The sequence below is a fragment of the Pantoea sp. MBD-2R genome (assembly GCF_039134845.1).
Lineage (GTDB): Bacteria > Pseudomonadota > Gammaproteobacteria > Enterobacterales > Enterobacteriaceae > Erwinia.
In genome coordinates, this window is the sequence record NZ_CP152417.1 from 76,255 (window position 1) to 95,340 (window position 19,086).

The following is a 19,086-nucleotide window of genomic DNA, read 5'->3' on the forward strand; positions in this document are numbered from 1 at the left end:
AGGCAAACGGTGCCGCTCATAGGGTACAGGTCAGATTAAAAATCGCCGAGCGCGTCGCGCATTGGCAGCCCTTCACTGTCGCCGATCGCCTGGATAGCAAGTGAACCGATTTTGTTGCCGCGCCTGATGGCCTGCGGCAAGGTTTTTCCTTCCAGCAACGCGCTGATTACGCCAACGGCAAAGCCATCGCCTGCGCCGACCGTGTCCACCACGTTCTCTGTTCTGATGGCTTCAACCTGGCCTTTCTCGCCTTCCGCCGTTTTATACCAGGCCCCTTCGCAGCCGGTTTTAATGATGACCGCCTTCACGCCCATATCGAGATAGAAGTCGGCTATCGCTTCCGGTTGGTCGTAGCCGGTAAGGATCTTGCCTTCACTGATACCGGGCAAAACCCAGTCAGCAAAGCCTGCCAGCGTATTCAGCTGTTTTGCCATTTCACGCTCGCTCGGCCACAGAACCGGGCGCAGGTTAGGATCGAAAGAAATGGTTTTGCCCATCTGCTTCATTTCCTGCGCGGCATGTTTGGACAGCGCCAGCGAACTGTCAGAGATCGCCGCCGCCACGCCGCTAAGATGTAGATGGCGAGCGGCGCCAAAGTAGTCACGATTAAAATCGTCAACCGACAGGTGGCTGGCTGCGGACCCCTTGCGAAAATATTCCACCAGGGGATCGGAGCCATCTTCCACTTTAGATTTCAACTGAAAACCGGTGGGATAGCGAGAATCAACGCTAACCTGACGGCTGTCTACGCCCTCTTTTTCCAGCTGTTGCAGGGTATAGCGGCCAAAAGAATCATTGCCGATCCGGCTGACCCAGCCGACTTTCAATCCCAGCCTGGCCAAACCAATCGCGACGTTCAGTTCTGCACCGGCAATACGCTTAACAAAGCGTTCTGCCGCTGCCAGATCGCCCGCTTCGGTAGCGATGAACATTGCCATCGCCTCACCGATCGTTACCGCATCCAGCGTACCATTATCATGGACAGACATGATTTATTCCCCTCGCAGCAGCTCAATATAATGGCGGGTGACGGCAACCAAATCCTCGCCTTCCAGTGGAAATTCAATACCTCTTGGTACGTCATCAGGCAGTAGCGCCAGCGTTTCTCGCCACAGATTATCGGCATCATCAAGTGCTACGGCACGCCAGCCCGTTTGCGTTGGCCTGGCCGCTTTAACATGGATATAACTGACGAAAGGGGCCAGACGTTTCGCGGCTTCAAGCGGGTTATCACCAACCCATAGCCAGTTACCCATATCAAAGGTCATGCCGTCGCCGATGCGCGCTTCACCGCAGTCATGGAAGTAGCTATCCAGCGCCGCCAGCTTGCCGCATTCGGTCTGATCGTTTTCCACCACCAGACGAACCTTTTGGCCGGCCAGCATAGCCTGCAATTGTGAACAGTCGAAGCCGCGTGGATAGTTGCCCAAAGAATATTTTAGTCGCTGCGCATTGAGCTGTCCGGCCTCGGCAAAATGGCGCTCAAGATGGGGATTCAGCTCGCCTTCTGCGGTAAACAGCGCTTCCGGAACAGAGTAGGAGGCAGCAAGCTGTGCATCAGCGATAGCCTGACCCAGCCCGGAAAGGGCATTTAGCTCGGCGTCGTTAAACAGCTCACGGCGGATCTCCACGCCATCAGCGCCGGCAGCGGCAATAATCGGCAGGACGGCCCGTTGGCCACCCAGCGCATTAATCCGATCGTGGCCGTAGGCGGCCGTCACTACTATCACTTCAGGTTTCATCGTTCCTCCGAAAACCCCGGTCTGACGTTACAAAAACGTTAATTGGAACCGGTTCCAATAGAAAGGGGCAACATGCGGTTTTATGATCGCGCTCACGATGTGAACAATTATCGTGTCGGGATGCTCTGAAAAACACGGATTTTTATCGGCGAAAAAGTACACTGGCGGCGACAGCAGGGCAATGAAGCCCGATAACCAAAAAGGAATTTTTCATGTCTGATACTCAGCAGGCTTCTTCTACTGCGCTTTCCCTTCCTCATAACCTGTTTACCAGTCAAAAACGATTTGACGAACCTAATGCCAACGATATGCAGTGCGGTGATTTAAGTGAAAGAGAGTTGAAAGAGCGCTATGGCTTAAAAAACATTTCTGAAACGCTGGATCCCTGGACCGACACCCGGCTGCGTTATCCTGTGGGCAATTATGCGTTTGCCGCGCCAGCGATTATTAAAGAGAAAATCGATCGACAAAAAATGACCGCCATGCTTTTTGATGAAATGCGCACCTTATCGAGAGCGGTCTCTTTCTTCGGATACCGGGAGCTCTTTCTCCGAATGGTTAATCATTTTCAAACGGGGAATGGTGCGGTTTTCAGAGATCCTACGTTAGACTTTGCTTATAAACAGCAGATAATTAATGATACAACGGATCAAAGTACGCTAAAGATAATCGAAGATGATATAGTGGCTTATATTGACTGGGAAGCCGAGTGCTTTAACAAAAAAGGTGTTAATTCAGTTTCTGCTAATTTAAAAAAATCTCATCTTCCAAAATTTAATCGCTGGATAGATAGAATAAATGGTTTGGGTATTTCGGTGCATGATATTTATACAACGAGTATAACAATACGTTCGTTGAAAATAGAAAAAAATAAATATTCCTTTATAGTTCATTATCTGGCTCAGGATCATTTTGGGTTAGACAGTCAGGATATAATGAAGAAGACCTTCCATAATATGCCGCTATTCCGTATATGGTTTTTGTTACAAAGATGGGATAAGCTGGGATTCAAGCCCTTTATGGTCAATATGGAAGCAGTCATAGAAATAAAAGGAGAAAGAGATGATAAAGCATAATATAAAGAGGATTATTACAAAAAAAAATGTACTATTTTTTATTTTTATTATGTCTGTTTACTATGTCTATAAAGCTTTTCATCCAGCCACTATCGTTGCTGTCTATCAGACGGAAAACAGAAGTACGGTATTAGTAAGAAACCTTCCTTTTACCGATGCAGGTAAGCTGGCCTGGTGGAAGATAAATAAAAAAATACTTAATGAACAATATGGCGTTCCGATGGACAACAGCAAGGGACATTTTCATATCAGCTTTTGGAATTTTGGCGATGGCTTTAAAGAGATGCCTGAACATGTATCGCGGTGGAGTTCTGAAACCACGGATCTGCTCTGCTTTGAAGAAATGAAGGTGAAAAAAAACTGTATTGATAAAGATATGGAGATGGTAATTTTTAATACTATGGCGGGTAATATCTTAATCAGATCCGACGGAAAATATCGGGAAGAGAAAAACGGCGATATCGTTAAAGCAAAGTGGTAAGCGCCACGGTTGTACCGCTTACCTTATTGCTTTAGTTTTATCCTTCCAGCCGGGTCGATCCGCGGACAATCAGTTCGCCAGACCAGACCTGTTCACGGGGTGGAGAATTATCGCCTTCGATGCGGCGTATCACCTGCTCCAGCGCGGCATAACCGATTTGCCAGGTAGGCTGCTTCAGCGTGGTAATCCCCACGCCGGCCAGCTCGGACCAGACCAGCTCATCAAAGCCCAGCAGACCCAGCTCTTTGCCCCAGTTCAGCTCGAGGCGTTTTAGCGATCGTGCAACCTGTAGCGTGAGTGCGCCATTAACCGCCAGCACCGCGCAGCGCTTTGCATGATTTCGCTGGTAGAACTCAAGAAGTACGCGATCGAGTTTGGCCGCATCATGCAGCGCGACTTCAGCCTGTTCGGTATGGCAGTGCGGATACTGTGCCGCCACCTGATTAAATCCTTTCAGGCGCTCTAAACGGGTATTTACCATGCCCAGCGGCTCGGTAACGAATAAGAGAGTTTCAAACCTCTGTTCGATTAAGTGCTCGGTGACCTGCGTCGCCGCTTCCATATTGTCCAGGCCGACAACATCGCAGTCAAAATCAGGGATCTTACGGTCTATCAGCACCATGGGTAAAAAAGACTGCTGAAGATGGTTGAGCACCTCTTCACGCATTCCCACCGCATTTACCACAATCCCTTCAACCTGATAACTGCTCAGCAGATTGAGGTAATGCTGCTCCTGATCGACCTGGTTGTTGGTATTACACATCAGCAGAGTAAAACCCTGCGCGCGACAGGCCGCTTCGATCCCGCCCATCACATCAACCGAATAGGGGTTAGTGATATCCGCAATGATCAGCCCGATAAGCCGTGTACGCCCGCGCTTTAGCCCACGAGCCATCTGGCTCGGGCGATAATTCAGTTCAGCAATAGCGGTTTCAATACGCTGCTTTAAATCGGTAGAAAGCACGTTCTGCTCGCCGTTAAGATAGCGAGAGACGCTGGTTTTTCCGGTTTTCGCTGCTTTAGCAACATCGCTGATAGTGGCGCGTGAAGCCTTGCGATTCATGGCGGTCCTTGAACAGTTAACAGAGGGATAAAACCAGCTATAACTGGCCTTATTTCCTTAAGATAGTCCGAAATGACGGAATGCGGATCGGGCCATAATAAAGCATAAGGCTACCCTCGCCCATAGCTGAGCACAGGTATCGGGACAAGAAAGGCGAGGCCGGGCGCGGTGCCGCCCGGCCAAAACAGGTTTATTGCAGCGGGCTGAGGGTGATTTCCACGCGACGGTTCTGCGCTTTCCCTTCTGAGGTGCTGTTGGACGCGATTGGATTATCCGGGCCCATTCCGCCGGTGCGGATGCGGTTAGCCGCCACGCCCTGAGTAATCAGCGAGCTGGCAACGCTGTCGGCACGCTGCTGTGACAGTTTCATATTCAGCTGACGGCTACCGGTGCTGTCGGTATAACCGACAATGTTAACCGCAGTTTTTGCATACTCTTTTAGCACCATCGCTACGCCGGTCAGCGTATTGGCACCCGCAGGCTTCAGTGAGCTGCTGCTGCTGTCGAAGGTCACGTTATTCGGCATATTCAGCACAATGTTGTTACCGTTACGGGTGACGCTGACGCCGGTACCGCGCATTTTCTCACGCAGCTTGGCTTCCTGCACATCCATATAGTAGCCAGCGCTGCCACCCAGAGCGGCACCTGCGGCCGCCCCAATCAGTGCGCCTTTGCCGCGATCTTTCTTCGACGAAGAGAGTACGCCGACGCCTGCGCCTAATGCCGCACCAATACCCGCGCCAATGCCGGATTTGCCCGCTTCACGTTCGCCCGTATAGGGATTAGTGGTACAGCCCGAAAGCGCAACAGTGCCGCTCAAAACCAGAGCGAGCGTGATAAAACGTTTTTTCATTGAGATAGATTCCTGAACAGCGCGAGGCAAAATTGCCTGAAAAAAGTGATTATGACGCTGGCTGACAGAAAAAAAACGGTGTTATGTTCCTAAATTGTAAAGAGACGCTACGCCAGATTATCGGGGTGACAAAAACAGCCGGTGACGTGATCGTTAATTAATCCGCAGGCCTGCATAAAGGAGTAACAGGTGGTGCTACCAACGAATTTAAAACCGCGCTGCTTAAGGGCTTTAGAAAGCGCATCGGAAACGGAACTGGTCGTGGGCGCCGTGCGATAATCGCTGTAGTGATGGATCTGCGGCTGATGATCGACAAATTGCCAGATAAACGTATTGAACGCTTCTCCTCTGGCTTCCATGGCAAGCAGCGCACGGGCGTTAGCAATAATCGCCGCAATTTTGCCAGCATGACGAATGATGCCGCTGTCGTTAACCAGCCGCGCGACATCGGCTTCACCCATCAGTGCCACCGCCTGAGGATCAAAATGGTGGAAAGCCTGGCGATAATTATCCCGCTTTTTCAACACGGTAAGCCAGGAAAGCCCGGCCATTTGCCCTTCCAGACAAAGCATTTCAAAGAGTTCGCGACTGTCAGTCAGCGGAATTCCCCACTCTTCATCATGGTAAGCCAGATAGAGCGGATCCTGAGATACCCAGCCGCAACGTTGCATCATGTATTTCCTTATCAAAACAGACTGAAAAAGTCAGGATGACAGCTTGACGTAATCCGTTACCAGGCAATAGTTATTTAACAGGTTGACGCAAAAATAACCTATAACCCTTGCCGTTCTGTCGCTTTTGGGCTCTTTTCTGGAGTCGTTGTATGTCAAAGAAACGTCTGGCTACACGCGCTTTCACAGCGGCGTGGATTATCTGCTATCTGGGTTCGATTCATCCTGCTTTAAGTTGGGACCAGCTTTATGTCTTTGGCGACAGCTTAAGCGACAGCGGTAATAATGGCCGTTATACCTGGGATAGCAATATTCATCCTTTGTATGATGAGATACTGGCTGAAAAAATCAATCTCTCTTTACGCGCTTCCGATTCCGGCGGAACTAACTATGCCGCGGGCAATTCGACCGCGACTGCCCAAATCAATCCTGTCGATAATACCGCAGACCAGGTTAGCGCTTACCTTGCCGCCAGCAATGGACGGGCCGATGCGGACGGGCTCTATATTCACTGGATTGGCGGTAACGATTTGGCTGCCGCTGCGCTGAATCCGCTGGCCGCAGAAGGGATAGTTAGCACCAGCGCTTTTGCCGCTGCCGGCCAGGTACAAACGCTGCTGGCGGCGGGAGCGGGAGCGGTCATTGTGCCTACGGTGCCCAATATTGGCGCGTCGCCCGCCTTGCTTGAGGCGGTGATTCAGGTTGGGCTGGCACCCGTGGCCGACGCGGCGCTTGCTGCCGCCTTTACCTCGCTTAACAGCCAGACCACCCTGAGCCAGGCTAGCCGTAATCAGGCCATCTATCAGGCGCTTTATGCCGCCGCCGGACAGGCAAGTTCTGTGTCGCTGGTACAGCAGGCGATAGCCAGCCAGCTTTATGAAGCCTGGCAAACGCTGAGCAGCCAGGCGAGCGCGTTAACAGACAGCTATAACCAGCAGGAGGAGAGCCAGCTGGCACAGCTGAGCGGAAATATCGTGCGCGTAGACATTAACGGGTTGTTCAACGAAATTCTCAGCGATCCCGCGGGTTACGGGTTAACGAATACCGCCGGGATGGCTTGTCCGCCTGGCGTCTCGGCAGCGGTCTGCGGTGCCAGCACGCCCGGTTTTGCCAGCGAACAGGCTTACCTTTTTGCCGACGGGTTGCATCCCGGCCCCTCCACGCATCAGCTGATTGCCGATTATATTCAGTCAGTGCTCGACGCCCCTGCCCAGGTTGTGGCGCTGAATCAGGCCACGCTGGCCATGTCACGAGATGCCCGGGCCACGCTCGACGGTCATTTACAGCAGCAGCGACACAGCGCTAATCCGCAGGGCTCGCTGAATGTTTTTGGCGGCTACGCGGGCCAGCATGATGACTATGCCGGTAATCTTGCCGCGGGAGAAGGCAATGCAACCAGCCATAATCTGACGCTGGGCGTGGATTACAAACTGACAGATAACTGGCTTGTGGGCGGGCTGGTTTCCGCATCGAATGACAGTCAGCATCCCACGCCACGCTATGACTATAAGATGCGGGGCTGGCTGCTGTCGGCCTACAGCGAACTCGCCTTTTTTGATAACGGCTGGGTTAACGCGGATGCGCACTACGCGTCGGCAAACTTCGATGACATCAAACGTACCGTCAAAATTGGCCCGGCAACGCGAACAGAAAAAGGCGAAACGGACGGCACGCAGCTGGGCGCGCGCATCACAACCGGCTGGGATTTTCCTGTTGGATCGCTGTTAACTACCGGCCCCATAGCGCAATATGCGCTGGATTACAGCTCGGTTGACGGCTATCGGGAACAGGGAGCCAGCAGCACCGCGATGCGCTTTGACGATCAGAATTATCATTCGCAAATCGGTGCGCTGGGCTGGCGTGTTGATTCCAGCCTGGGCTGGTTTAATCCCTGGGCGGAAGTGAGTTACAACCATCAGTTTGGTGATAACGTCTGGCGGGCCGGAGGCGGGCTGAAATCGACCCAGACCACCTTTACCCGCGACTCTGCCAGGCAGGACAGCAACTGGGTCGATGTCACCGTTGGCGCGCACATGCCGTTGGGAGATAGCGTGGCGGCATTCGCTTCTGTCTCTCAAACGGGCGGACTGAGTACTGGCGAACAGTTTATGTATAACCTTGGCGTCAGCGCCCGCTTTTAATCACGTAGTTGGAGGCACGGTGCGGGCAAAGCTTTCGCGTTCAAACATTTTTTCCGCCAGCCTGATCAGCGCCGGACGATCCACACACCAGTTAGGAATAACGCGGCGGAAATTCAAAAAGCCTATCAGGCAGGCAGTGGCAATATCCGCGACGTTCAGCTTTTCACTGTTCAGCGTAATGCCTTTGGCCGCTTCTTTCTCCAGCGCATCCAGACCACGTAAAATTTTCTCGCGCTGGCGCAGCAGCTGACTTTCCATTTGCAGCTCCGGCGGACGCATCTGTTCGCGCAGCAGGATCACTGCCGCATCGCCAATACCATCGGCCAGCGCTTCCAGCTGCTGGACTTTCAGCGCGGCCAGTTTTTCTCGCGGCAGCAGTGCAGGGGCGATATCCAGCTGTTCCAGATAAGCGGCAATGATATGAGAGTCATACCAGATTTCATCCGGTGCGGTAATCAGCGCCGGAATTTTGCCCAGTGGATTAAACTGCGGTACCTGGCTTTCATCGGTCCATGGCGATTCGTTAATAAATTCAAACGTAATGCCTTTTTCCAACAGAATAACGGAAATTTTCCGGACAAAAGGGCTGGTGTAACTGCCGATTAATTTCATTGCGCGATTTCCCTCTTTTCGCCGGATCTGGCCGGCGGAATAGTATTCAGTGAGTCATTCTCCAGGAAACAGGAAAGGATTCAGGCTGCTACGTGAAAAGCCTTCCTGCTCCATGCGGGCATCCAGTACCAGCGAGGCGAGGTCGTCAGCAACCGGCTCGACCGCGGGATCTTTTTCCTGATAGAGCATTTTCAGGTAGGTGCCGCAGTCACCGCAGCTTTCTGCTTTAACGGCGGCGGTTTCGCTGTCCAGCGACCAGTAATGCAGATCCCGCGTTTGTTCGCAGTTGCTGCATTTGGCCCGCACCACGTGCCATTCGCTTTCGCAAAGGTTGCAGTGCAGATAGCGTAAGCCGCCTTGTTGCGTGGCCATATGAATGACGCTGGCGACCGGGACGCTGCCGCAAACCGGACAGAACTGGCGCTGTTCGCCTGGCTCAGCCCGCGCTTTACCGGGGATCAGCGCTGCCATCTGTGCCCAGTAAAGGGAGAGCGCCGCCCAGATAAACGGTGATTTGTCGCTGCTGACCTGAGCAAAGTCATCGGCAAACAGCGCGGAAGCCATTGCTTCCAACTCCGTGGCGGAAGCCTTTTCCAAATTCTCCAGCACGGCCAGCGCCTGGCCGGTCATTTCCGGCTTCATTTCGGCAATCAGCGAATGCAGCAGCCGCTGCCAGTGCGGATCGCGCGGGAGCAGGTGAATATCCAGCGGCGGTTTCCCGCTCGCGGCGGTTTCCACCAGGCGGGCGTGCAGATCCATCTGTAGCGGATGATCGTACAGCACAATTTCCTGAGCACTGGCGACGACGGCGGCAAAACGCAGGTAGTCACCCAGCGGATTTTTCTCCGCCAGCTGACGAAGCCGGGCAGCGCGCCGGGAATACAGATTTTTCAGCCTGGGAAAAAGTAACGGCGGGATCATCTCCGCCGCGGTTTCTTCGCTTGTTGCCAGCCCGGCCTGCGGGATTATGCGAATGCTCATGGGGATCCTGTTATTTCGGTCGCTTCTGCTGTTCGCGAACGGCGCGATACCAGCGTGGGTGGTGCTTTTTCGCCCATGTGGTTGTAACCCAGCCTTCTACCATCGCGGTCAAGGTTCCTTTCACCCACAGAGCGGCATAGATATGAACCATAATGACGATGATCAGCGCTGCGGCAGCGACAGAATGCACCAGCAGCGCAACGCGAATAACCGGGATGGCAAACGCGTCGGCAAACCAGGGCCGCCAGATAACGATACCGCTTGCCAGCAGCAACAGTAAAGTACCGATAGCTGCCCAGAATACGCACTTCTGTCCGAAATTATAGCGTCCGGTATCGCCCACTTCCTCGTTTTGCGCAATTTTATGAATATTTTTTGCCCAGACCAGATCCTCACGGTCGGGCAAATTGTGCCGCCAGTAGCGAAAGAACATCGGCAGAAAAGCGATGAACATCGTTACCCCGACAAAAGGGTGAAGAATGCGCGCCAGCTGAGGCGTCCCGAGTATATTCAGCAGCCAGTTAAACGAAGGAAAGAAAAACCCCAGCCCGCTCAGGGCGGCGAAGACAAAGCAAATGGCCATCAGCCAGTGGTTGAGCCTTTCTGTTGCATTGTAGCGCTGGATCTTCATTAATGCGTCTCCTTGTCATGGGGTTCTTCCTCTTCTTCCACCCGGTTTGGCCCAATGCCGACGTAATGAAATACGCTGGCGGCAAAGGTCGCGGCAAAACCGATGGCGGCAAGCGGTTTCCAGATACCTTTCCAGAAAGTAACGGCCGGACTGATGCAGGGATTCGCGGGCAGGCCATGATAAAGCTCTGGCTTATCAGCATGATGCAGTACATACATCACGTGCGTGCCGCCAACGCCTGCGGGATCGTACAGCCCGGCACGATCGTAGCCCCGGCTTTGCAGTTCGCTCACCCGGCCAGCCGCAAGCTGGTGCATATCGGCCTTGCTGCCGAAATGAATAGCGCCTGTCGGGCAGGTCTTCACACAGGCAGGCTCTTGTCCAACGGTGACACGATCGACGCACAGCGTGCATTTATAGGCGCGGTTATCCTCTTTATTCAGGCGTGGCACGTTAAACGGACAGCCTGCAATACAGTAGCCGCAGCCAATGCAGTGTTCCGACTGAAAATCGACAATGCCGTTGGCGTACTGAATGATTGCGCCTTCTGCCGGACAGGCCTTCAGACAGCCCGGATCGGCACAGTGCATGCAGCCATCTTTGCGGATAAGCCACTCAAGTCTGCCCTGTTCTTCCACTTCCGAAAAGCGCATGACCGTCCAGGATTTAGCCGTCAGATCGGTAGGGTTATCATAAATGCCGACGTTGTGTCCGACCTCATCACGAATGTCGTTCCACTCGGAGCAGGCGACCTGACAGGCTTTGCAGCCGATACAGGTAGTGACATCAATCAGTTTCGCCACTTCCTGCTGGTGGTCTCTGGCGCGTGGCGCGGGCGTTGCGCTGTTGGTGGCCGATCGCCGAAGAATGTTTTGCGTTTGCAGTGACATAAGTTTCCTCAAATCCTTTCGACGTTAACCAAAAACGCTTTATATTCGGGTGTTTGCGAGTTAGCGTCGCCGACCGAAGGCGTCAGGGTGTTGGCCAGAAATCCTTGCTTTGCCGCGCCTTCAAAGCCCCAGTGGCACGGAATACCAATGGTATCGACCGTTTTGCCATCGATAAGTAACCTGCGCAGGCGTTTTGTCACTACCGCTTTGGCTTTGATGTAGCCACGCTGCGAACTGACTTTTACTGAATCTCCCACCCTGATGCCTTTTTCTTCTGCCAGCTCCGTGCCGATCTCAATAAACTGCTCGGGCTGAGCAATGGCGTTCAGTAAGGCATGTTTAGTCCAGTGACGGAAAAGCTCGGTAATGGAATAGGTTGTGGCTACATAGGGGAACTGGTCGGCGCGTCCCAGCGCCAGCGCATCGGCATGGAACAGCCGTGCTACCGGACTGTAAACCACCTCAGGATGCAGGGCGTTGGTCCCGGTCGGGCTTTCTGAAGGTTCGTAATGCTCGGGGAACGGCCCATCAATGAGTTTATCCAGCGCAAACAAATGCCCCATGCCGTCCGGCAGCATGATAAACGGCCCCACTTTCTGCTCTGGCGGCGTAGTTAACGGATAATCGGGCACGTCAATGCCTTCCCAGCGTTGCCCGTTCCACTCAATCAGCTTGCGCTGCGGATCCCAGGCTTTACCCTGCGGATCGGCGGAGGCGCGGTTGTAGAGAATACGTCGGTTGAGCGGCCATGCCCATGCCCAGCCGTTTGCTGCGCCCAGTCCTGACGGATCGGCGTTATCGCGTCTTGCCATCTGGTTGCCTGCGGCGGTCCAGCTTCCGGCATAAATCCAGCAGGCACTGGCGGTTGTGCCATCGTCCCGCAGTTCGGCAAAGGAGCTGAGCTGCTGACCCTTTTTCAGCACCAGCCTGCCGTGTTCATCAACGATATCGGCCAGCGCTTTGCCGTTGTTTTCCATGGCGACCTCTTCAGAAGCAGGCGACCACGGGTTGGTGTAGTCCCAGCTCATGGCTAACAGCGGCTCTGGCGCGGTCCCCCCTTCCTGACGATAAAGCTCGCGCAGACGCAGGAAAATATTCCCCAAGATCTTACCGTCGTGCAGCGCCTCGCCTGGCGGAATGGCCGCCGCCTGGTGCCACTGTAAACAGCGGGACGAATTGGCGACCGATCCGTCTTCTTCCGCAAAACAGGAGGAGGGCAGACGGAACACTTCGGTCTGGATTTGCGCCGGGTCGACGTCGTTAAACTCACCGTGAGGCTGCCAGAAGCTGGCCGTTTCGGTACTGAGCGGATCGATAACCACCATATATTTCAGTTGGGAAAAAGCGCGGGAGGCTTTGTTTTTATCCGGGAAGGCAGCCAGCGGGTTAAAGCCCTGGACGATGTAGCCGTTGAATTTTCCTTCGGTCATCATTTCGGCCTGCGTCAGGCAGTCGTAGTTTTTATCCCACTTTGGCAGCCAGTCAAACCCCCAACCGTTTTCTTTCTGCGCATTGTCGCCATAAAAGCTTTTCATCAGGCTGATGAAGAACTTCGGCGTGTGTTGCCAGTAGTTGACCTGGCCCGGTAATGCCTCAACAGGCGTAGCCTGCTGTAAATAGCTTTCCAGAGAGGTTTGATGCTCTGATGGCAACATCAGATAGCCTGGCAGGCTTTGCGACAGCAGCCCTAAATCGGTAAAACCCTGCACGTTGGAATGCCCGCGAAGCGCGTTAATACCGCCGCCGATCATGCCAATGTTGCCGAGCAGTAGCTGGACCATTGCCGCCGCCCGGATAATTTGCGAGCCGTTGGAATGATGGGTCCAGCCAAGCGCATAGAGAATGCTGGCAGTACGGTTGGGCACGCTGGTGGCGGCCAGCTGCTGACAAATCCGCAGGAAATCGTCTTCAGGGGTGCCGCAAATACGATTTACCAGCGCGGGCGTGTAGCGACTGGCATGGGTTTTCAGCAAATTCCAGACGCAGCGTGGATGGGCCAGCGTATCATCGCGTTTTGCGTAACCGTCTGCATCCATCTCGTAGTGCCAGCCGGTTTTATCATACTGGCGGGTGGCCTCGTCATAGCCACTGAAAAGCCCATCCTGAAATCCATATCCTTCGCTGACAATGAGAGCCGCGTTGGTAAAATCCTTCACGTATTCAAGCTGTACCTGCTGGTATTCAAGCAGATAATTGACCACGCCCATCAAAAAAGCGGCATCGCTTCCGGCGCGGATGGGAGCATACATATCGGCAACGGCAGCTGAGCGATTGAAGCGAGGATCGACAACAATCACCTGCGCGCCATTATGAATTTTGGCTTCGATCACCCACTTGAAGCCAACCGGATGGGCTTCAGCAGGGTTGCCACCCATAATCAGAATGACGTTGGCGTTTTTGATATCGTTCCAGTTATTGGTCATGGCGCCACGGCCAAAACTGGGTGCCAGCGCCGCAACGGTAGAGCCGTGACAAAGTCGCGCCTGATTATCAATCGCCAGCATGCCCAGCGCGCGAGCAAACTTCTGGTCCAGCAGGCCGGTTTCATTACTGGCGGCAGAAGAGCAGAGCATGCCGGTAGTCAGCCAGCGGTTTACCGTGGTGCCCGCCGCGTTTTTGATCTGGAAATTAGCGTCGCGGTCATCCTTCATCAGCCGGGCGATACGATTGAACGCGTCTTCCCAGCTAATGCGCTGCCAGCGGTCGGAGCCGGGCGCACGGTATTCCGGGTATTTCAGCCGCTGGTCGCTGTGGATGTAATCTAGTACGCCTGCGCCCTTCGGACACAGCGAGCCGCGACTGACCGGATGATCGGGATCGCCTTCAATATGGTAGATCGTGGAAATAGCATTTTTAGCACCGTCGCCGAGACTGTAAATCAGCATGCCGCAGCCTACAGAGCAGTAAGTGCAGTTATTTCGGGTTTCTTTACTGCGAAGAAGTTTGTTTTCACGAATAGCGGCTGTTGCCGTTACCGGAGAAAAACCGAGCAAAGCGAGAGACGTTCCCGCCATTCCGCCTGCACAGATCTTAAAAAAACTGCGTCTGTTCATTTGCATTTATGGCCCACCTTTCATTCCATGAGCGCGCAAAGTAGCAGGCTGAAAAGTGATGAAATTGATATGGATCATAAAGGGCGCTTTTTAACCTTTTTTGCGGCGCAAAATACTTCTTTTGGCCAGGAACGGGTATTCTCCTGCAGAGGGGGATTGGGTGTTTTCAGTGCCAACATGGCGCAGCATGATCATCCCGTTTGAAGATCAACGTGCCAGGTGAGCAAAATGAGTGAATTTGATAAAAACCCGACGTTAAGCGGGCTGAGTCGGGCGCAGGTCTGGCAGCGTAATACGCTGGACGTGGCAAAAGATGACTGGCTGGCAGATGAAGTGCCTGTTGCGCTGGTTTACAACGGCATCTCCCACGTGGTGATGATGGCCACGCCAAAAGATCTGGAGGCATTCGCGCTGGGTTTTTCTTTATCAGAAGGCATTATTGCTTCGCCTGATGACATCTACGGCATTGATATCCAGCCTTCCTGCGGCGGCATTGAAGTGCAGGTGGAGCTTTCCAGCCGGCGGTTTATGGGGCTAAAAGAGCAGCGCCGTGCGATGGCTGGCCGCACCGGCTGTGGCGTGTGTGGCGTGGAACAGCTGGCCGAAATCGGTAAGCCCGTTCAGCCGTTGCCGTTTACCCAGACGTTTGCAGTAGACCGATTGGATGAGGCGCTAGCCCAGCTGAAAAATTACCAACCCGTTGGCCAACTGACGGGCTGTACGCATGCAGCGGCATGGATGATGCCCGATGGCAATCTGGCGGGCGGCTGCGAGGACGTAGGGCGGCACGTGGCGCTGGATAAGCTGCTTGGACAGCGCAGTCAGCAAACCGGCTGGCAGCAGGGCGCAGTGCTGGTTTCCAGCCGGGCCAGCTATGAGATGGTACAGAAATCCGCCATGTGCGGCGTGGAGATCCTGTTCGCTGTCTCCGCCGCAACCCGACTCGCCGTGGAGGTGGCTCAACGCACCAACTTGACGCTGGTCGGCTTCAGTAAGCCGGGACGCGCCACGGTATATACGCATCCGCAGAGATTGGTTTAGGCCACGACGATGTGCGGCAGCATCTTTTCCAGCGCGCTGAAAGCGGGAAGCGCCGTCGCGCCGCTGTCGGTCACCAGCGTGGCCACCTGTTCAATACCGGCATAGTTCATCCGGCTGGTCAGGCCAAGCTTGCTGTGATCGGCCAGCAGAACCAGCTGGGTAGCCTGTGCCGCCATGGCACGGGCAATAGCGGCTTCGTGCGGATGGAAACTGCTGGCACCATTTTTACTGTCGATACCCACTGGCGACATCATCGCGACATCGGCACGGAAACGGTGAATTTCCCCAACGGTTAACTCGCCCCGCGTTTCCTGCGCGCCGGCCTGCATATTGCCACCAAGCAGGATAATGGAATTATTCAGCGACACATTTTCTTCCGCCGCGGAAAGCTTCAGCGCGGCATGCAGGCTGTTGGTGATAATTGTCAGACCGGACATGGTGCAAAGCTCCCCGGCCAGCATCGTCGTTGTGCTGCCCGCATCCATAAACAGTGTCTGACCGGGCTTCAGCAACTGCGCCGCCGCACGAGCGATAGCGAGTTTTTCACGAGCGCGCACCTCGCTACGGACGGTCAGCGGCGGTTCTGGCTCAGCATCGATAGCAATCAAACCGCCATGGACGCGACGGGCAACGCCCAGCGCTTCCAGCTCGATAATGTCTCTTCTGGCCGTTTCACGCGAAATACCCAACTCTCTGATAATCCGTTCCGTACTGACATGGCTGAGCGTGGTCAGCAGCGCACGAATGCGATGAAGTCGCGTTTCCTGAAGCATTTTTCTTTCCTTAACCAGACAAGATGGGCACTAGCCTAACCGAGAACGTTTCGTTGTGCATGTGTATTTTGTTGCGTTTGTGTATTTAGTTGCATTTTTGCCAAAAGTTGCCATGATAAAAATCAGATGGCCATCGCGGCCTCCATTTTCTTTATCGTAACGGGAGTTATCATGGCTACACGTTCGACCATCATGGACACCAACAGCTTTCGCGCCGAGCACGCTTCAGGGCTCGACGCCGATGTGCGCAAACTGACCGACAAACGCAGCAAAGTGCTGGGTGAATCCTATCGTCTGTTCTATCGCAAGCCGGTCCATCTGGTTCGGGGTGAGGGCCAGTATTTGTGGGATGCGGCGGGCGATAAATATCTCGATGCCTACAATAACGTTGCCAGCATTGGCCATTGCCATCCGGCAGTGACAGACGCGGTTTACCAGCAGATGCAGCAGCTGAATACCCACACCCGTTATCTGCACGAGCGTATTCTCGATTATTCAGAAGAGCTGCTGGCAACGATGCCCGGTGAAATCGACCGCGCGATGTATATGTGCACCGGTTCAGAAGCTAACGATCTGGCCATTCGCGTGGCCAGGGCGTACAGCGGTGGCACCGGCATTATTGTCAGCCAGGAAGCCTATCACGGCACCAGCGATCTGACCTCGGGCGTTTCGCCCGCGCTGGGTTCTGGACAGCCGCTGGCCGCGACGACGCGCCTGGTTTCTCCGCCCGATCGCTATCGCGTTACTGCGCCGGATCTGGGGGCGTGGTTTGCCAATGAAATCCAGAAGCAGATCGATGATATGGCGGCGAAAGGCATTAAGTTTGCCGGTTTCCTGGCGGATTCAATTTTCTCTTCCGACGGCGTGCTGCCGGGGCCAAAAGGCTTTTTGCAACAGGCTGTCGATGTGGTGCATAAAAACGGCGGCATCTTTATTGCCGATGAGGTGCAGCCAGGCTTTGCCCGCACCGGTGAAGCATTCTGGGGCTTTGCCCGCCATGACGTCGTGCCGGATATCGTCACCACCGGTAAACCAATGGGTAACGGCATTCCGGTTTCCGCACTGTTGGCGAAAAGCGACGTGCTGGCGGCGTTCAGCGACGATATTCCTTACTTCAATACCTTTGGTGGCAACCCGGTAGCCATGGCTGCCGCTCAGGCAGTGCTGAAGGTCATTAAAGAAGAAGGGTTACAGGAACACAGCCGCGTGGTCGGCGAAAAATTGCTGAAAGAATTACTGACGCTGAAAGAGAAATACGAATGCGTGGGCGATGTGCGTGGCGCGGGCCTGTTTATTGGCTTTGAGCTGGTGACGGATAAAGCCAGTAAAACCCCTAACAAACAGCTGGCGCTGGATGTCACTGAAAAGCTGCGGGAAAATCGTGTGCTGACTTCGGTGGCCGGGCCGTACGGCAACGTGCTAAAACTGCGCCCGCCGCTAGCGTTCCAGGAAAGCGATATTGACTGGCTGGTGGGCGCGCTGGATAAATCATTGAGCGCATTGGTTCGTTAAGTATCCTGTTGGAGATGGCTGCGCCAGGAGTGCTCGCGAACGTCTCCCGGCGGCTTGCTCGCCGCCGGTAACGGCAGCCGCCACCCTTATGCCAAAAGGGAACCACGGGCAGGTAACGGCGTTCAGCGGCGAAGGCGTTCCCGCGCTGAACGAGCTTATACCGTTTCGGTCTGTGCTGAGAGAAGATGGTTCTAACGCGGGCTGCATGCCTGCTGCCCATAATAGCCTTATAAACAACGGGGCATTGATAACCCTTTTCCAGATCATTTATTTAACTATAATGATCCGACTGCTTACGCGGGGCTGCATAGCCCCCGCCCACCCTTAATGGAGATGATGAACATGAGTTATTCACTGCCATCCTTGCCTTACGCATACGACGCACTGGAACCGCATTTCGACAAGCAGACGATGGAAATCCATCACACCAAACATCACCAGACCTACGTTAACAACGCTAACGCCGCGCTGGAAGGTACCGAATTTGCAAGCCTGCCGGTTGAAGAGCTGATCACCAAACTGGATCAGGTTCCTGCTGATAAAAAAACCGTGCTGCGTAACAACGCGGGCGGCCACGCTAACCACAGCTTCTTCTGGAAAGGCCTGAAAACCGGCACCACGCTGAGCGGCGATCTGAAAGCGGCTATCGAGAAAGATTTTGGTAGCGTTGATGCTTTCAAAGCTGAATTCGAAAAAGCAGCCGCAACCCGTTTCGGTTCAGGCTGGGCGTGGCTGGTTAAAAAAGGCGACAAGCTGGCGGTAGTCTCTACTGCAAACCAGGACAGCCCGCTGATGGGTGAAGCCATTTCTGGCGCATCCGGCACCCCAATCGTGGGTCTGGACGTGTGGGAACATGCTTACTACCTGAAATATCAGAACAAACGCCCTGACTACATCAAAGCGTTCTGGGAAGTGGTTAACTGGGACGAAGCAGCAGCCCGTTTCTCTGCTGCAAAATAATTCCTGTCACTTTTGTGATGCTAAACCGACGAACTTTGTTCGTCGGTTTTTTTTCGCGGGTACATCATCCGGGTTCGCTTCAGCAGAGGGCATTTTTAGCTTAGCGCTGAAGGAACCGCCCAGAAGGGCGGTTACCTGGCTACTTGCCTGCCACGTTAATGGTGATCGCGAACGTGTTGTGGGATATTTCCCATTTCCCGCTCCCGGTTGACCACAGCGTGCCAGATACAACGAGCACAATACAAAAGTACCGTTTCATTGTGCGGTCCTTGCACAGACCGCTTCACGGTAATACCACCGGTGATGCTACCGTGAAAACAAGCACGGGGATGCGCTTGCATTTACGGCCACTGGACATCCCTCCCTGGAAACCGGTGCCCATTTGCTAAGATGGCGGAAGGGCCCGGCGAAATAATAGGCAAAATAAACTGCTCTAATCTTGACTTTAAATCAAATTAAGCTGAATATTTCGCCGCGGGGACGCGCTTGTGTTGTATTGACACAGAGTTCTGCTGCAAAGGCCGCTAACCGGAGCAGCACAAAAAAACCGCCATCTCAGGCGGTTTTTTTGTTTTCCCGGCATGACCATTCTTTTTTTCTCGCTGA

At 53.9% G+C, this 19,086-nt stretch carries 17 protein-coding genes; 6 read left to right on the top strand and 11 right to left on the bottom strand.

The genetic code is table 11. From position 1 onward, the window contains the following. Positions 1-35: 35 nt before the first annotated feature. Together AAGQ96_RS00335 and AAGQ96_RS00340 are read right to left on the bottom strand one after the other, a co-directional pair. The gene (locus AAGQ96_RS00335; RefSeq protein WP_147193652.1) at positions 36-989 is read right to left on the bottom strand and encodes a sugar kinase; all 954 of its coding nucleotides are present in this window, start codon (positions 987-989) and stop codon (positions 36-38) included. 3 nt (positions 990-992) lie between these two features. After that, entirely contained in the window at positions 993-1,742 is a 750-nt protein-coding gene (locus AAGQ96_RS00340; protein WP_342754555.1) for a sugar phosphate isomerase/epimerase, read from the bottom strand. A gap of 212 nt (positions 1,743-1,954) precedes the next feature. On the opposite strand from AAGQ96_RS00340, the gene AAGQ96_RS00345 reads away from it, so the two are divergent. Both AAGQ96_RS00345 and AAGQ96_RS00350 read left to right on the top strand, forming a co-directional pair. Continuing rightward, the gene (locus AAGQ96_RS00345) at positions 1,955-2,818 is read left to right on the top strand and encodes a DUF3289 family protein (RefSeq protein ID WP_342754556.1); all 864 of its coding nucleotides are present in this window, start codon (positions 1,955-1,957) and stop codon (positions 2,816-2,818) included. Then, a complete protein-coding gene (locus AAGQ96_RS00350; protein WP_342754557.1) occupies positions 2,805-3,299 on the top strand; it encodes a DUF943 family protein in 495 nt (164 codons plus the stop codon). The genes AAGQ96_RS00345 and AAGQ96_RS00350 overlap by 14 nt, the downstream gene beginning before the upstream one ends. 37 nt (positions 3,300-3,336) lie before the next feature. Here the strand turns inward: AAGQ96_RS00350 and AAGQ96_RS00355 are convergent, their stop codons facing one another. The 3 genes from AAGQ96_RS00355 to tag form a co-directional block, all read right to left on the bottom strand. Continuing rightward, a complete protein-coding gene (locus AAGQ96_RS00355; RefSeq protein WP_342754559.1) occupies positions 3,337-4,362 on the bottom strand; it encodes a LacI family DNA-binding transcriptional regulator in 1,026 nt (341 codons plus the stop codon). Between the two features lie 190 nt (positions 4,363-4,552). Beyond that, positions 4,553-5,215, bottom strand: a complete 663-nt coding sequence (locus AAGQ96_RS00360; RefSeq protein ID WP_147193663.1) for an OmpA family lipoprotein — start codon at positions 5,213-5,215, stop codon at positions 4,553-4,555. A gap of 107 nt (positions 5,216-5,322) precedes the next feature. Continuing rightward, positions 5,323-5,886, bottom strand: a complete 564-nt coding sequence (tag, locus tag AAGQ96_RS00365; protein ID WP_342755601.1) for a DNA-3-methyladenine glycosylase I — start codon at positions 5,884-5,886, stop codon at positions 5,323-5,325. Between the two features lie 152 nt (positions 5,887-6,038). Between tag and AAGQ96_RS00370 the strand changes: the two genes are divergently transcribed. Then, positions 6,039-8,027, top strand: a complete 1,989-nt coding sequence (locus AAGQ96_RS00370) for an autotransporter domain-containing protein (protein ID WP_342754560.1) — start codon at positions 6,039-6,041, stop codon at positions 8,025-8,027. On the opposite strand, the gene AAGQ96_RS00375 is transcribed toward AAGQ96_RS00370, so the two are convergent. Genes AAGQ96_RS00375 through fdnG form a run of 5 tightly spaced genes read right to left on the bottom strand, consistent with a single transcriptional unit; the run spans position 8,028 to position 14,200 of the window. After that, positions 8,028-8,639: a glutathione S-transferase gene (locus AAGQ96_RS00375; protein WP_147193667.1), complete on the bottom strand. Its 612-nt coding sequence runs from the start codon at positions 8,637-8,639 to the stop codon at positions 8,028-8,030. A 54-nt stretch (positions 8,640-8,693) separates the two neighbouring features. After that, the gene (gene fdhE, locus AAGQ96_RS00380; RefSeq protein WP_147193669.1) at positions 8,694-9,620 is read right to left on the bottom strand and encodes a formate dehydrogenase accessory protein FdhE; all 927 of its coding nucleotides are present in this window, start codon (positions 9,618-9,620) and stop codon (positions 8,694-8,696) included. A gap of 10 nt (positions 9,621-9,630) precedes the next feature. Then, positions 9,631-10,251 (bottom strand): formate dehydrogenase cytochrome b556 subunit, encoded by a 621-nt coding sequence (fdoI, locus tag AAGQ96_RS00385; protein ID WP_147193671.1) that lies wholly within the window; start codon positions 10,249-10,251, stop codon positions 9,631-9,633. Further along, on the bottom strand, positions 10,251-11,141 hold the full coding sequence (fdxH, locus tag AAGQ96_RS00390) for a formate dehydrogenase subunit beta (protein ID WP_147193673.1): 891 nt from the start codon (positions 11,139-11,141) through the stop codon (positions 10,251-10,253). The genes fdoI and fdxH overlap by 1 nt, the downstream gene beginning before the upstream one ends. Positions 11,142-11,149: 8 nt before the next feature. Beyond that, complete coding sequence (fdnG, locus tag AAGQ96_RS00395) at positions 11,150-14,200, bottom strand: formate dehydrogenase-N subunit alpha (RefSeq protein ID WP_342754561.1); 3,051 nt, start codon at positions 14,198-14,200, stop codon at positions 11,150-11,152. 222 nt (positions 14,201-14,422) lie between these two features. Here fdnG and fdhD point away from each other — a divergent pair, with 222 nt between their 5' ends. After that, positions 14,423-15,235 (top strand): formate dehydrogenase accessory sulfurtransferase FdhD, encoded by an 813-nt coding sequence (gene fdhD, locus AAGQ96_RS00400; protein ID WP_147193677.1) that lies wholly within the window; start codon positions 14,423-14,425, stop codon positions 15,233-15,235. On the opposite strand, the gene AAGQ96_RS00405 is transcribed toward fdhD, so the two are convergent. Continuing rightward, positions 15,232-16,008: a DeoR/GlpR family DNA-binding transcription regulator gene (locus AAGQ96_RS00405; protein ID WP_342754562.1), complete on the bottom strand. Its 777-nt coding sequence runs from the start codon at positions 16,006-16,008 to the stop codon at positions 15,232-15,234. The two genes, fdhD and AAGQ96_RS00405, sit on opposite strands and share 4 nt — an antisense overlap. Positions 16,009-16,179: 171 nt before the next feature. Here AAGQ96_RS00405 and AAGQ96_RS00410 point away from each other — a divergent pair, with 171 nt between their 5' ends. Together AAGQ96_RS00410 and sodA are read left to right on the top strand one after the other, a co-directional pair. Next, entirely contained in the window at positions 16,180-17,520 is a 1,341-nt protein-coding gene (locus tag AAGQ96_RS00410; RefSeq protein WP_342754563.1) for an aspartate aminotransferase family protein, read from the top strand. A 342-nt stretch (positions 17,521-17,862) separates the two neighbouring features. After that, complete coding sequence (gene sodA, locus AAGQ96_RS00415) at positions 17,863-18,480, top strand: superoxide dismutase [Mn] (RefSeq protein WP_147193683.1); 618 nt, start codon at positions 17,863-17,865, stop codon at positions 18,478-18,480. Positions 18,481-19,086: the final 606 nt, after the last annotated feature.